At 60.8% G+C, this 14,965-nt stretch carries 11 protein-coding genes; 7 read left to right on the forward strand and 4 right to left on the reverse strand.

Going from position 1 to position 14,965, the window contains the following annotated elements:
• On the reverse strand, positions 1-790 hold a 790-nt coding region (aroF, locus tag M9890_12865; protein MCO5177841.1), incomplete at its 3' end, for a 3-deoxy-7-phosphoheptulonate synthase.
• Positions 791-1,591: 801 nt separating this feature from the next.
• Between aroF and M9890_12870 the strand changes: the two genes are divergently transcribed.
• Entirely contained in the window at positions 1,592-2,959 is a 1,368-nt protein-coding gene (locus tag M9890_12870; protein MCO5177842.1) for a hypothetical protein, read from the forward strand.
• A gap of 30 nt (positions 2,960-2,989) precedes the next feature.
• On the opposite strand, the gene M9890_12875 is transcribed toward M9890_12870, so the two are convergent.
• From M9890_12875 to M9890_12885, 3 genes are all read right to left on the reverse strand, one after another.
• The gene (locus M9890_12875; protein MCO5177843.1) at positions 2,990-4,981 is read right to left on the reverse strand and encodes a hypothetical protein; all 1,992 of its coding nucleotides are present in this window, start codon (positions 4,979-4,981) and stop codon (positions 2,990-2,992) included.
• Between the two features lie 83 nt (positions 4,982-5,064).
• Positions 5,065-5,424 carry a YbjQ family protein gene (locus tag M9890_12880; protein MCO5177844.1) on the reverse strand — a complete coding sequence of 120 codons (360 nt, stop codon included), beginning with the start codon at positions 5,422-5,424 and terminating at the stop codon, positions 5,065-5,067.
• Between the two features lie 15 nt (positions 5,425-5,439).
• Positions 5,440-5,715, reverse strand: a complete 276-nt coding sequence (locus M9890_12885; protein ID MCO5177845.1) for a heavy metal-binding domain-containing protein — start codon at positions 5,713-5,715, stop codon at positions 5,440-5,442.
• Between the two features lie 448 nt (positions 5,716-6,163).
• Between M9890_12885 and M9890_12890 the strand changes: the two genes are divergently transcribed.
• The 6 genes from M9890_12890 to pepT form a co-directional block, all read left to right on the forward strand.
• Positions 6,164-9,265, forward strand: coding sequence for a hypothetical protein (locus M9890_12890; protein ID MCO5177846.1), 3,102 nt, complete (start codon positions 6,164-6,166; stop codon positions 9,263-9,265).
• 144 nt (positions 9,266-9,409) lie between these two features.
• Complete coding sequence (locus M9890_12895) at positions 9,410-9,904, forward strand: DUF1269 domain-containing protein (protein ID MCO5177847.1); 495 nt, start codon at positions 9,410-9,412, stop codon at positions 9,902-9,904.
• A 148-nt stretch (positions 9,905-10,052) separates the two neighbouring features.
• Positions 10,053-11,753 (forward strand): MFS transporter, encoded by a 1,701-nt coding sequence (locus M9890_12900; GenBank protein MCO5177848.1) that lies wholly within the window; start codon positions 10,053-10,055, stop codon positions 11,751-11,753.
• Between the two features lie 30 nt (positions 11,754-11,783).
• Entirely contained in the window at positions 11,784-13,172 is a 1,389-nt protein-coding gene (locus M9890_12905) for a dipeptidase (protein MCO5177849.1), read from the forward strand.
• Between the two features lie 58 nt (positions 13,173-13,230).
• Complete coding sequence (gene glsA / locus M9890_12910) at positions 13,231-14,310, forward strand: glutaminase A (GenBank protein ID MCO5177850.1); 1,080 nt, start codon at positions 13,231-13,233, stop codon at positions 14,308-14,310.
• A partial coding sequence (pepT, locus tag M9890_12915; protein MCO5177851.1) for a tripeptide aminopeptidase PepT occupies positions 14,310-14,965 on the forward strand: 656 nt, incomplete at its 3' end. The genes glsA and pepT, both read left to right, overlap by 1 nt.

Consider the following 14,965-nt stretch of genomic DNA (forward strand, 5'->3'; position numbering starts at 1 on the left):
GCGAGAGCTGGCGCGCCAGTGGGACGGCGTTGAGGTCGAGCGTGAAGCGGGTGGCCGTGTCGAAGCTGCGAATGCCGCGCTCGCACAGCACAACCTGGTCATTGCCACCGGCGAGCAGGTACTCGGCCGACATCATCCACTCCTCAACCGTCGCCGAGAATCCGCGCTTGAGCAGGATCGGCTTGCCGGCAGTCGCGGCGCGGCGAAGGAGCGGGAAGTTCGCCATGTTTCGCGAGCCAATCTGAAGCATGTCGGAGTAGGCGGCGACGAGATCGACCTGCTCCGGCTCCATGACCTCGGTCACCACCGGCAGGCCAGTAACATCGCGAGCCAGTGCTAGGTACTGCAACCCCTCTTCGCCGAGACCCTGGAACGAGTACGGCGACGTGCGCGGCTTGAAGGCGCCACCACGAAGGACTGTTGCACCGGCGGCCTTCACTGCCTCGGCGGCCTCCAGCATCTGATCGCGACCCTCGATCACGCACGGGCCAGCCATGATGATCGGCGTGTCGTCACCAATCACGACATCGCCAAGTCGGACACGCGTGCCGTTCGGACGCGCCTCGCGCTGCGCCAGCATGTAGGGCCGGGTCGCCGGGGTGACCGCCACGACGCCACTCAGCGCCGCGAGCTCTTCGCGCATCTGCGGCGTTACGGTCCTGCCCGATACACCGATCACCGGCTCGCCCCCGCCGGTCAGCGTGTGCGTCTGGAACCCGCGCTCCTGCACGAACCTGATGACCAGCTGGCGTTGATCTTCGGAGCTCTCGTGACCCATCGTGATAATCATGTCGATCCCGTTCCTTCCCGCGCTCTCACGCACCCGCCCCAGGCATCTGAGCAACAAAAAAGCAGAGGTATTGCCTCTGCTCCTCCGACATCTCTGGTTTTGTGCTAAACGGTTATCTGCTCAACCCCGAATAGCCCACCAGCGATGCCGGAGGGGTAAAATAAAAGTAGAACCACCAGTACGATGGCTGCTGATCTACTTTGCTATTCGTGTGGTCAGTTCCCGTTTGCTCCATAATGACATCATCCTACGGGCCAAATCACCGGCTGTCAAGCACTGCGACCGCTCGCCGGTGCTCACGCCCGCGACATGAGCACCGATCTGTGTCCCAGGCGCGCCATTTCCAATTCGCCAGCATCACTCCTCGATACGGCCGAAAGGTGACAGTCGGTCACAGATTGGTCTCAAATTGCCTTGACCTCAATTGCATAGCAGTGCAGACTCAGAGTGGACGCGGTAGACCCCAATCGGGCTGTGCTGGAGTCGGGCAGATACGCTCACGACAGCAGGTGCAGCATGATTCTGGCGATAGCGAACAGTAGTGTCGCTAACGTCTGCAGGCACTACCGCGCTCACGAATTGATCTACCAGCGTTCGGTATGTTGCCGGCTACTGAGCGTCATCCTGACCGCCGTTCCGGTGACACCGCCGGCAATGTACTGAATGAACACCGCGCGGCAGCTCACACTATCTTTGCCCGCATGCTCACTGTGAGTCGCGCACGTATCTGCACTTCCACCGCCATCAAGGAGCACGCGCAACGCGCGCTGCAAGATTGGCGGACTGAGAGGACGACGCTTCGTGGAACTCCTCGCGGGGCTCGTACTTAGCCTTACAGCCGCAGTTGTCGGCGCGTGGCAGATCACGCGGCGCGATCGTCCGCTGCACGGCCCACTGGATGATGGCTCACTTGGCTTACCACGCATTCAACGCTGGAACGAGAGTTACCGACCGCCGCGCTTCCAGCGCTTGCGCGCTCGATTCCCCCGACTGCAGATGAGCCGCTTCGGCATTACACTTGTCGTCATCATGCTGGTCGCCGGATCAGCGATCGTGATCTACACGCGCTCGGCCTCGCAATCAGCAACGCGACAGCAGCAGTTTGCCACTGGCATCGCCAAGGTCGACGAGCGCTTGCTCGAAGCGCGGGCGACGTCGGATGTCACGACCGCCTACGCAATTCTGATCGAAGCGCAGGCAGAGCTCGCCGAGCTGGCGCGCATCGCGCCCGACGAAGCGGCACAGGAGCAGCTCGTTGCGCAACAGACCGCGATCGATGGTGAGATTGCCCACCTGTCAATATCTGCGCCGGTTATCGGCACGCAGCTGGTTGGCGCGTTCCCAGCAGCGCCGGGCGGCATAACGCCGCAAGTCGTGACGTTTGGAGACCGGATCTTCCTGCTGTCGGACGCTGTCTACGAGGTTGATCCGATCAACGCGACACTCATCGCGCTGCTGAAGCCCGGTGATGTAGTTGGCGACGGGTCGGTGCTGCCGCTCCGTGCGATCACCTGGCGAGACGATCGGCTGCAGGCTATCGACGCCAAACGCTCGTACACGATGGACCCGGCAACGGGCAAGTGGAACGCTGAGCAGCTGTCGACATTCGACACAGCCGGCCATGTCGACGCGACGGCTGCTGCGTCGTTCGACGGGAATCTCTATCTGCTCATGCCGAATGACAACACGATCCTCAAGTTCCAGGCCGACGCCTACAACGGAACTCCGGAGGACTGGGTCGGCAATTCCGTGAAGGAGTCGCTGAACAACGCCGTCGACTTCGCGATAGACGGGCACGTCTATGTCCTGCTCCGCGACGGTCATGTGCTTGATTTCCTGCGCTCACGTCTGGAGGCGACCTACGCGCCGTCCGTCGTGCCGCCATTGAGCGACGCGTCGGCCATCGTCGTGAATCCGGATAGCCAATTCATCTATGTGCTGCACGAGCCAGATGGGCGCATTCTGCGGCTCACGCGCTCCGGCATGCTGGCTCAGCAAATCACGATGGGGGATGCTGCCGGGCGAGTCAGTGGCGCGATCGGCCTGGCCGTCAACGAAGAGAAGAACCTGGCGTACGTCACCACGCGCAACGCGCTCTTCACCGTCCGTCTGCCGGAGCCGCCAACTGTGCAGGCAGACGAGCCTTCAACTGCGGGTGATCCGCAGTAACCCACTCCCGCGTATCGACCGACTGATCACCTATGCCTCGCTTGTAGCGGGTGCGCCCTGCATGTCTGCTTCCGGCTCCCAGCTCGCACCTGTGCGATGTTCGGCATAGAGGTGCGTCATGCCGATCACTCCCAGCGGATAGAGGAATGCGAAGAACAGACTGCTAAGGAAATTCACCAGATCAACTGGTCGTGATGGCACCGCCAGCAGGAAGAAGATCGCGGCCAGCGGGCCGACCAACGTCGTGATCAGGAACAGGCTGATCTGCGTAAGAAGTGTCCGACTCACGCTCTTGTTCACGGCAGCTGCGCTATCAACGATCGCGGAATCCGGCGATTCTCGATCGATGATCACTGCCTGAGGAATGAAGACCGACCGGATGACGACCATGATCGCCTTTGGAATGCCAATGATGGTAATCGCCAGCTTCAAAGCCGTGAGCAGCACGTGCAGGCGAGCGAGGATGATCGGGACGATCGCTCGCACGCCGTTCCGGTAGGCCAGGCTGACTCGAGGCGAACTGCCACGGCGCAATTGCGTCATCATCCAGATGACCGTCGGCTCGACGAAGATGACAGCCGCAAGGGCCTGCAATCCGCCAATCGTGATGAGCACAAGAATGCGGATGCCCGGGAAGCGGCCCATCATGTCAACGAATGGGCCAATCGGCGGCACCTGGAACAGCAATGTCTGAATAGCCGCGACGAGATAGCCGATCGGAATGAGCGCAGCACCGATCAGCGCAAACGTGCGCAGATTGCGGCGATAGTAGGAGAACGCCCGCCCAATAGTTGAGCTGGCATAGGCGAAGACGCCGCCAACGACCAGCAGCACTACGCCAAGGATGCCGCCGACCAGCGCCGGAGTACGGCTGAATGCGACGAGAACACGGGAGCCGCCGCTGACTGCGCCGCAGAAGATATTCAGCGGTGCCTGGCCGAAGCCTTCAAAGTCGGGCACGATCAGGCTGCTGTCGCGCTGCGCGTTTGCCCAGGTGACTGGCTCGGTCCATGAGCGCTTGTCGTTTGGACCGGTCGGGCCGTTCCATTCGGAGCGGCGCAACTCGCCCCAGCGACCATCAAAAGCCAGCCAGGCGAATTGATCGTTCGCGTCTTCCGGCTCGTGCGGAACGACGATTGCCTGCAGTGCATAGCGGCGATGCGGCCCCTGTGTCGTCTCGCAGCCAAAGCCGGTTCCATTCTCGGCCAGCCCGAGATAGACGTGCTGCTCGAAGAAGCTGGCATGTGCGCCACGCGCGACGTAGACGACGGGGTGGCCGTCTTCCTTCGACAGCTTGCCGTCGTCCCACGAAGCGCGCTCGCCGCCACCATGCTGCGCGTAGATCAGGCTGCTTGGTTCCATCGTGAGCGCTTCCTCGACACTGGTCGTGTCGAAGAAGAACATCACCATCTCCCAATCGCCTTCGTGATTGTTGTTCCAGTCGTTGAAGTAGTAGTACATCCAGTACTGCAGAGCGAGCGTATCGGTGCCGGGCTCGGTATAGATGTGCGCGTAGGCGACCCGCGGCAGATTCTCCTGCGCATCTCGATCGGCGAAGTATTGACGGTAGACGCATCCCGGACGCACCGGCGTCCCCGGGTAATCCAGGTACGAGCCAGCATCGCGACCGTAGAGATCGGCGGCGGTGGGTGACTCAGTCACAACCGATCGCGCGCCGGACGCCTCCCCAGTCTCAGACTCCATGAGCGGGATGTCGTCGCGATTGAGGACGAAGTCGACCGGAACGGGGTCGAATCCTTCGTTGTCAATATCGCAGACATTCGAGCTAATCTGTCGAAGATAAACGATCGGCGAATACTTGTCGGCCAGCTGCTGCTCGGCGGAATCCGTCGCCGTGAGAACGTACGGCGAGATCGGAGGGGAGTCGAGGGTTGCAGCGCTCGCCTCGGGCATCACGCTCAGCGCCAACATACTGATGAGTGTTGCCGTGATGGCGATGATGCCGGTAAACGCCATCATGCGGCGTGAAACAGATCGTACCCTGTGATCACGCCGTGGCATGGCAGTGTTTCCTCAATATTGAATGCCGGACAGCCCGTCGCGGCGATGGCCAACAACTACTACACGACTTCGCAAACACGATATCAGATTGTTACGGCGGTGCCGGACACGGCGACGACGATGAGATTTGCGCCGACATCGCTCAGGTTCGTATAGCGCACATCCATCGCGATGATCGCCGTTGCTCCGAGACTCTTCGCACGACGCACCATCGCCGAGATTGCCCGCGACCGCCCTTCGCTGAGCCGTCGCTGCAGGAGCGTCGCAGACGGTGCGTGCCGATGCGTCCCTTCATGAGCGCGCTGTACAGGGATCTCAACGATGGCGTCACCGGCGACGATCGCGAGATACTCGCGGACCGGGTGGCCCTCGATTGCATCCGTTGTCACAACCAGGAGGTCATCTGGAGTCGGGACATCAGCGTACCTGACTACCTGAGACATGAAACACGCAACTCCCTATAGACGCACTGCCGTACCTACGGCACTGACAATCACCCGTCCAGGACCGATCGGAATATAGACGACCGACACGTCAAGCACTGCTGTGGCCCCGCGAACGTTGGCCAGCCGTGCAAGATCGTCAATGACATCCCGATGGCCACGGCGCAGAGCGCCGCGTGCGGGAATCGCTGGTGCATTTTGCGTCGGGATCACGACAACCGTGTCTACAGCGACGACGCCGATGTACTCCCGGACGGGTCGCCCATCAATGTGTTGTGCAGTTGTTGTCATAACCCCGAGTGTCATCATGACCATGTACAATGCCATCTCGGAAGTTGCAGGTTGCAGGCACCATTGACAATACCGGCACTTCGACTCATGGCTGACTCAGAACGCACGGCTGTCGATTGTGTCGTATACCTCTATACTGACGCATTCGCCGCTACTCCGAGAGAGGCACGTGATGCCGACTCTTGACCTGCATCTCCTCGGGATCCCTCAACTCCTGATCGATGATCAACCCGTGCAACTGGTTCGCCGCGCCTCGCTGGCGCTACTCGCATATTTGGCAGTGACCAAGCGAATGCATCCGCGGGATGAGATTGCAGCCTTTCTCAGTGGTGATGACTCGGACGAAGCGGCGCGCAAGCGGTTGAGAAATGTGCTGACAGACCTCACGGAACACGGGCTGGGTCCATTTCTCTCTTCCGATCGCCGCTTCATTGGTATGCGTCAACCAATGGATCATGCGCTTGATATTGATCGTCTTGACGCGCTGCTCGCAACAGGTTCGCCAAGTGACGCCGACCAGATCCTGTGGGCCGCCGAGCGTTGCGATCTGGAATTCATGGCCGGAGTGGTCGTCAATGGTGCCCCGGAATTTGAGGCGTGGTTGCTGAACGAGCGCGAGCACCGCCGTCGCCAAATGACAAAGCTCACGACGCGCTACCTGGAGCAGCATGTCTGGACTGGCTCGTATCAGGAGGGCATCGCTATTGCGCGCCGGTTGGTAGCGGTTGAGCCATGGAATGAGGCCGGTCATCGCACGCTGATGCGGCTGCTTTCAGCCGATGGACAACATGCCGCTGCGCTTGCCCAGTTTGAGCGTTGCCGGACCATTCTGGCAGACGATCTCGGCGTCGAACCGCAAGAAGAGACGATCCTGATCGCCAGAAGGCTACGGGCAACACACGAGCCGATTCGCCACAACCTGCCGGAGATGAGCAATCAGGATGCACTCCTTGGGCGTGATGCCGCCCGCGACCTGCTGGTTCGGAACATCCTCGATCCACGCTGTCGATTACTGACCGTCATCGGACTCGAGGGCGTCGGCAAGACCAGTCTGACCGTTGCCGCTGCAACGCGGATTGCCATCACTCCGGATGTCACGACGCAACATCCATTTGCGGATGGTATTGCGTACGTTGATCTGCGCGTTGATTCACCGGCGACGGCACCCCCGGATTCCGACGCGGATGTAGACCAGCACCTGGATGCCATCGGGCATGCGCTGGGTATTGCGTTCTACGGACGGGTGGATCCCCTGAAGCAGATCACCGCCTTCCTGCAAGACAAGAACATGTTGCTTGTTATCGACAGTGCGGATTGCATACCGTGCTCATCGACGATCCTTGGGGACATGCTCGACCGATCGCCACTCATCACGATCCTGGCCATATCGCGAGCGCCATTGGGAGTGTCGAGCGAGTGGACTATGGAGCTATCCGGACTCCAGCTACCGAAAACGGCGAGCGAGGTCCCGACCGCGGCTGCCAGCCAGCTCGTGTTACGCGACGCTCAAAAGATTGGCGTCGAGATACACGAGGCTGATTGGCCGGACGTTGCAGCCATCTGTCGCGCAACCGGAGGATTGCCGCTTGCGCTACGAGTTGCCGCGAACGCGCTCAGTACGCTGAGTTGCGCTGAAGTCGCCAGCGAACTGACCGAAGGCTCAATGCTCCTTGAGGATGCGACGACGGTGGCCGGAGATTCGGTCAGTGTGCGAGACACCATGCAGCGGGCGATAACATTCCTCCCGCCGACCGAGCAGCAAGTGTTGCCTCGATTAGCTGTCTTCAGCGCCCCGTTCAGCCGCGAGGCAGCTGCAGGCGTTGGTGTTCCGTTCTCGGCACTCACTGAAGCCTGTCGGCATTTACTGGTTGAACGCAACGGCGAACAAAACTACTCGCTTCATCCACTCGTACGTCGCGTAGCGAAGGATCAACTTTCTGAAGATCTCGTTCTTCGACAGGAAGTCCACACGCTCCACGCAGCTCACTACGCCGCGATCGTGGACGAGGTCAGCCCGACAATCCATAACGGTCGAATGGTGTCGATCGCTACCGATAGGGCGATCTGGGCGAACGTGCAAACCGCTTGGACCTGGGCGATCGAGACCCGTGACCTCTCGCTCATGCAGCGACTATTTGCCGGACTGGACTCGTGGTACCTGCGTAGCGGCGAACACGCATCATGGGGGAACAGCATCGAGCAGGCAATTGCTGTCGTGCTGGACTCTGCGAACATGCGAGAGTGGACTCAGTTCGCGGTGCGCCTGCATGCAGCCGCCGCGGAGACATTGCTGTGGCAGGGTGACATTGACGCGGCGTTCACCCACATCGCCTCGGCACGCGGGCTGGCCAAGCAGGTTGACCCTATTCGTATGGAAGCGATGCTCAGTCTCGTCGAAGGGCGACTCCTGCGCTTCCAGGAGGATGATGGGCTCGCCGCGCGTGAGTTACTTCACCAGGCTCGTTCATTCGCGCATATCACTGACCAGACGGCCATTGAAGCTGCCAGCCTGATGGCGCTGAGCCATGCTGCCTACGACGTCGAAGAGTTCTCGCAAGCCGAACATTACGCGCAGCGCGCGGCGAGTGCCTATCGCACACTCGGCGACCGTTACGCGCTTGCCCGCACCACGATGCAACAGGCGCGACTGCTGGTGGCACGGGGCAGTTTCCGCACGGCAGAGACTGCCATCAATGAATCAATCCGGATCGCGCAGACATTTGGCGACCGTTTCGTCGAGGCGTCGTCACACGCGCTGTTGGGCACTATTTACGATGTCGGTTATGGTCGGCACCGCGACGCCGCTGAACACTATCTGACAGCCGAGCGTATCGGTCGCGACACAGGCGACCCATACCTGGAAGGGATCATCCTACGCGGGCGGGGGCGAAATGCGATGCACATGGGTCACTTTGATGATGCCAGCACATGCTTCCGCACTGCACTAACACTCGCAAAGGCTCACGGGATTCAGCGCGCTGTCGACGACGCACTGACGCGCATGGCGTACGTGTCGATTGCCATCGGAGACGTGTCTGCAGCGGCCGAACACGCTCGTCAAGTCATCGCCTCAACACAACATTCGCACCGCCAGTTCGCCCGTGCAACCGGCCTGCTGATACACGGCCTGGCACTCGAACAGCTTGGTGTGCCGTTCGAAGCTACTGCGGCATACTCGCAAGCAATAGCAATCGCCGAGACATTGCAGAATCCGCATCTGCTGTGCGATGCACTATCCGGCATGGCCGGAATCATGTCTTCGAACAACAGCCACGAGATCGCTCATCAGGCAATTCAGCCTGTTGTGGACTATCTGTTTCGCCATCAGCTGAGCGGATGCGAAGAGCCTTCTCGTGTTGCGCTTACCGCCTATCGAATTCTGCATGGCTGCAACGATTCTCGCGCTGATGAGGTGCTTCGGGCCGGATCCCGAATCGTCCAGACGCGCGCCGCTCTCCTGCCCGAACAGGAGGCGTCGCGGTACATCAACGCGTATCCCGATCGCATAGCACTCACGAGTATGAACCCACCGACCGCTTCATTAACATAACCCCAATGCGACGCAGCCCGAATTTCCATGAGTCAAGCCTGAGTCGATAAGACGCTACGGTAGTCACGTAGTCTCGGTCGTGCATGTATGCCGACCCGGCTTCAGGCCGACCGATGATCGACTCGTGATCGAGGAGGATCCACGATGGCAACACTCACTGTCCTGGAATTTGAATCGGCCGATGGTGCCGAAGAAATGGTGAAAGCGCTCGGCGAGCTACAACGCCAGAAGCTCATCACCTTGCAGGACGCAGCAATTGTCAGCTGGGAGAAGGGCAAGAAGAAGCCCAAGACCCGTCAACTGGCCAACATCACGTCAGCCGGAGCGATGACCGGAGCATTCTGGGGACTGCTCTTCGGCCTGATCTTCTTCGTGCCATTGCTGGGTCTGGCCGTCGGTGCCGGCATGGGAGCGCTTGGTGCGGCAATGACAGACTTCGGCATCAATGATGACTTTATCAAGCAACTTCGCGCTGATGTGACAGAGGGAACATCTGCGCTCTTCCTGCTCTCCACTGGTGCGGTGCCGGACCGCCTCGCTGCTGAGCTGAAGGATCGCAACATCCAGTTCAAGCTGCTTGCCAGCAACCTGTCCCAGGAGCAGGAAGACAATCTTCGCGAGACCTTCGGCGCCGAGTAAATCGACGCAGGTACCGCAGCACAGCAAACGCGCTGTCATAGCAGCCCAGTCGGCGACATGTTCCACCGACTGGGCTTCCCACTACCGAGGCGGCTTGAGGCGGATATTCGGGGCAACGCCGCGCGACGATGAAGCAGGTTTTCGATAGGTGAGTAATCGATCACAGTCCGCAATGGCGAACGATATCGGCGAGACACTCAAGGTGTCCTGGTTACCAATGGTCGTCATTGCTCTGGCCCAGATTCAGATGGGATTCAATGTAAACGCCCTGGCAATCTCGATGGGATCGATTGTCGAAGACCTTGCTGTGTCACCGTCCACGGTGGGCACGGCACTTGTCATCTATTCGCTGGCCGTAGCCGGCCTCGTCATGATCGGGGCCAAGGTTGGCCGAATCATCGGCTCGCGCCTCGCGTTCCAGATCGGCGTCGGTGGGCACGCGATCTCCATGGGCCTCATGGCTGTCAGCACGAACGAGCTGATGATGGGCGCAGCCCAGCTCATCGCCGGGGTCGCGGCCGCGCTGGCCGTTCCAGCGCTCGTCGTCATGATCACTGCGCACTACCACGGCACGCAGCAGGAGCAGTCGCTCGGCCTGCTCGGAGCTGCACAAGCCAGCTCCAGCGCATTGGCGTTCATGGTCGTCGGCCTGCTGAGCACGGTCGTCAGTTGGCGCTGGTCGTTTGTCCTGCTCGTCATCCTCGGCGTGATCAATATTCTGCTGAGCTTCCGACTGATGCCAATTGAGCGACGACCGGGGATCCGCATCGACTGGCCGGGCGCGGTCTTCGCCGCCGCATCCATCACATTGATCAGCCTCGGATTCAACAACGTCGGGAACTGGGGACTGATCGTCGCCGAACCGTCGGCCCCGTTCAACCTGGCTGGCGTGTCGCCCGCGCCGCTCATGATCGTGAGCGGCATCGCCTTTGGCCAGGTGTTCTTCAGCTGGCTCCGCCGCCAGGAGAGCCGCCGCAAGCCAACACTCTTCGCGATCGAAACGCTCGAAACACGCGAAGAACGCTCGGCGACGCTGGCGTTGTTGGTCATTGCCGCCATTGGGCCGGCCGTCAATTTCCTGCTGCCGCTCTATGTCCAGATCGTCCAGGGTCGCTCAGTCATGGAAACTGCGATCGCAATCGTGCCCTATGCCGCTGCGATCTTCATCGGCACAACATTCGTCGTGCGTGTCTATGGCATTCTCGCGCCGCGCAAGATAGGGCGCTACGGCTTCGCCATGTTAGCAGTTGGACTGTTCATCCTGGCGCACTCGATCAACAACGACTGGGGCACGCCATCCGTCATTGGCGCGCTACTCATCGTTGGTCTTGGTGAGGGTGCGCTCCTTACCCTCATGTTCAACGTCCTCGTTTCAGCATCACCGAAAGAGCTGTCCGGCGACGTTGGAGCGCTTCGCGGGACAACCAACAACCTCGCAACCGGCCTCGGCACGGCAATCGCGAGCGTTCTTGCCATCGCCGCGCTCGGTCTCATTATCGGGGCGAGCGTGCGCGAGAGCTCGATTCTCCCTCCATCTATGGCTGACCAGATGTTCCTCGACAACGTCGATTTTATTAGCAACGATGAGCTCGCCGTTTCACTCACGGAAAACACAGACGCGACTGATGAGCAGATCGCCAAGCTGGTGAAGATCAACACAGACGCACGCTTGCGCGCCCTGACGATCACGTTCCAGGTGCTGGCTGTGCTCACGTTGCTTGGCATCGTCCCGGCCAGCGGGCTGCCACCTTACCGACGCGGTGAAGTCCCCGCCGATCTCAATGTCGGGAAGTACGACAACGGGGAATCCGAGTATGAAGCCGCCGAACCTGCGACGGCGAGCAGCTAGCTCGCCCGGCGACATCAAGGAGGGATACGCATGACTCAGGCGTCAGACGCAGCCCGAAGCTACTCACGAGAACATGCCGACCGCTTTCGGCAGGAACTTCACGAGCTCTTGCGCATTCCGAGTCTCAGCGGCGATCCGGCGCACGCCGGAGATGTGCGCCAGGCCGCCCAGTGGCTGGCTGACCACCTTCGCCAGCTCAATCTCGATCGCGTCGACATCATGGAAACGCATGGCCATCCGGTCGTCTACGCGGAGTGGCTCGGTGCCGGGCCGGACAAGCCAACCGTTCTCGTCTATGGCCACTATGACGTTGTTCCTGCCTCCCTGGAAGACGGCTGGGACACCGAGCCATTCGAGCCAATCGAGAAGGACGGCAAGATCTATGCTCGCGGCGCGACGGACGATAAGGGCCAGCTGTTCATCCACGTCAAGGCGCTGGAGTCGTTCCTGAAGGCCGGCGGCGGCGCACCGGTGAACCTGAAGTTCCTGCTGGAGGGTGAGGAAGAGATCTCCTCGCCAAACCTGCGCCCATTCCTCGAAGCCAATCTGGAAATGCTCGCCGCCGATGTCTGCGTTATCAGCGATTCGTCGATGCCGTCAATCGACCGACCGACGGTCATGCACAGCTTGCGCGGCATGACCTATCTGGAAGTCGAAGTCACTGGCCCGAACGATGATCTGCACAGCGGATTCTACGGTGGCGCGGTCCACAATCCGGCGCTGGCGCTGGTCGAGATCCTCAGCAAGATGTTCAACGACGACCACAGCATCGCGGTGCCGGGATTCTACGACGACGTGGTGCCGCTATCGGACGAAGAGCGCACTGAAGTCGCCAAGACCGACATGTCGGAAGAGGAACTCCTCGCTGCCACCGGCGTGCCGAAGCAGTGGGGCGAGCAGGCGTATTCAATCCGCGAGCGCGTGTCCGCCCGACCGACACTGGAGATCAACGGCTTCGGCAGTGGCTGGACCGGCCCGGGCCCGAAGACGATCATCCCGGCTCGCGCGATGGCGAAGATCAGTTGCCGGCTGGTTGGCAACCAGGACCCACACGCCATCTACGACCGCATAAAGGACTACATCGAGTCACTGTCGCCGCCGACTGTCAACGTTGAGGTGCGCCTGATCACCACTGGCGAACCGGCGCTGATCGACTTCCGGTTGCCGGAAATGCAGGCCGCAGCGCGTGCCTATGAAACAGGCTGGGGCGCGAAGCCGGTCTTCACCCGTGGTGGCGGCAGCATCCCGATCGTCGCCGACATCTACAACCTGATGCACATGCCGGTTGTGATGATGGGCTACGGGTTGGATACCGACGGTTTGCATGGCACAAACGAGCACTTCACCATCGAAATGTTCCATCGTGGAATCGAAACAGCCATCGTCTATCTGGATGAGCTTGCGGCGATAGACCGCTGATCGTTGGCTCGCCCATGCAGCAATCTGCGCTGATGGGTGCAACAGGGCACGCTGAACGATGACGAACGAGGTTCGCATACAACCTGCGGGCATAGCGCCGATCGACGCGGCAAGCGCCGAGGATGTCGTCGTATCCACCGGCCAGCTTCCGCTCGGCGATCACGTTCGTCGCGCGATGCATGCCGCGTACAACGCCTACGCCGATGTCGCAACTGGCCAGAACTCCTCCGTCTATCCAGCACTGGAGGCTGTCGATCCGTCCCAGTTTGGCATCTGTCTCGTCGGCGTTGATGGCAGACGCTACGCCGTCGGCGATGCCGACGTGCCGTTCACCATCATGAGCGTCTCAAAGCCATATGTCTTCGCGCTTGTCTGCGAAGCGATCGGAGCCGAAGAGGCGCGCGCGCGAATCGGGGTCAACGGCACCGGCTTCCCGTTCAATGCCGTCATACCCCTTGAGCTCAATGCAGGACCGCGCACAAACCCGATGGTCAATGCCGGCGCACTGGTGACCACCAGCCTGATCCCGGGAGCCACGCCCGAAGCGCAATGGCAACACATCCACAGCGGGCTGTCGGCCTTCGCCGGACGCGAGCTATCGGTCAACGCAACGGTCTATGCATCGGCGTCGGCGACCAACCAGCGCAACCGCGCGCTCGCTCATTTGCTTCATAGCCACGGTTGTCTCGCCACCGACCCGGAAGTGACGGTTGATCTCTACACACGCCAGTGCTCGCTGGACGTCACAACCATCGATCTGGCGATGATGGGTGCCACCCTCGCCGATGCTGGCGTACAGCCTGTCACGGGCGAGCGCGTTGTCAGCGCGGAGCATTGTCAGGCAGTGCTCGCCGTGATGATGACTGCCGGGCTGTACGAGATGTCCGGCGACTGGCTCTACGACATCGGATTGCCCGGCAAGAGCGGAATAGGCGGGGGCATCGTCACAGTCGCTCCGGGCAAGGGAGGGATGGCGACGTATTCGCCGCCGCTCGACGCGGCGGGAAACAGTATCCGCGGCCAACTGGCAACTCGATACCTCTCCAGACATCTCGGCCTGAATCTGTTTGCATCGCGCGCATCAACTGTACCGGCAACCCACGTAACGGAACCCGTGAGCGAAGAAGGAGGAGCATGATGGACCTGTTCCAGGCGCTCGAAGATCGCCTCGTGCGCTACTGCGCAATCGACACACAGGCGGACGAAAACTCGCCAACGATTCCAAGCACAGCAAAGCAGCTCGATCTGTCGCGCCTTCTGGTTGACGAGCTGAATGCACTCGGTGCCCAGGATGTTGAGCTCACTGCCTACGGTGTCGTCCTCGCCACAATTCCGGCCACGGCCAGTGGCGACATCCCGACGATTGCATTCCTTGCGCATGTCGATACGTCGCCCGCATTCAACGCGACCGATGTCAAACCGATTGTGCATCGCAACTACGACGGCGGCGACATCGTCCTCCCGGACGATCCCGGCATGGTCATCTCGCCGAGCCAGTTCGCCTATCTCGGCACCAAAGTCGGCGAGGACATCGTGACTGCGAGCGGCACGACACTGCTCGGAGCGGATGACAAAGCCGGCGTCGCCATCGTGATGGAGCTCGCCCGCCGTCTGCTGGAGGACACATCCATCCAGCACGGCCCGATCCGGATCTGCTTCACGCCGGACGAAGAGATTGGGCGCGGCGTTCATCAGAACCTGCCGGCCGATCTCAAAGCCGATTTCGCCTACACGCTGGACGGCGCTGAGGCTGGAGAAATCGTCTATGAGACGTTCTCTGCTGACATGGGCGC

Source organism: Thermomicrobiales bacterium, assembly GCA_023954495.1.
GTDB lineage: Bacteria > Chloroflexota > Chloroflexia > Thermomicrobiales > CFX8 > JAMLIA01.

Excerpts from the sequence above, each read along its gene's own strand:
- M9890_12875 (MCO5177843.1), bottom strand. The coding sequence starts at position 4,981 with ATGCCACGGCGTGATCACAGGGTACGATCTGTTTCACGCCGCATGATG.
- M9890_12880 (MCO5177844.1), bottom strand. The coding sequence starts at position 5,424 with ATGTCTCAGGTAGTCAGGTACGCTGATGTCCCGACTCCAGATGACCTC.
- M9890_12885 (MCO5177845.1), bottom strand. The coding sequence starts at position 5,715 with ATGACAACAACTGCACAACACATTGATGGGCGACCCGTCCGGGAGTAC.
- M9890_12890 (MCO5177846.1), top strand. The coding sequence starts at position 6,164 with ATGGATCATGCGCTTGATATTGATCGTCTTGACGCGCTGCTCGCAACA.
- M9890_12895 (MCO5177847.1), top strand. The coding sequence starts at position 9,410 with ATGGCAACACTCACTGTCCTGGAATTTGAATCGGCCGATGGTGCCGAA.
- M9890_12905 (MCO5177849.1), top strand. The coding sequence starts at position 11,784 with ATGACTCAGGCGTCAGACGCAGCCCGAAGCTACTCACGAGAACATGCC.
- glsA (MCO5177850.1), top strand. The coding sequence starts at position 13,231 with ATGACGAACGAGGTTCGCATACAACCTGCGGGCATAGCGCCGATCGAC.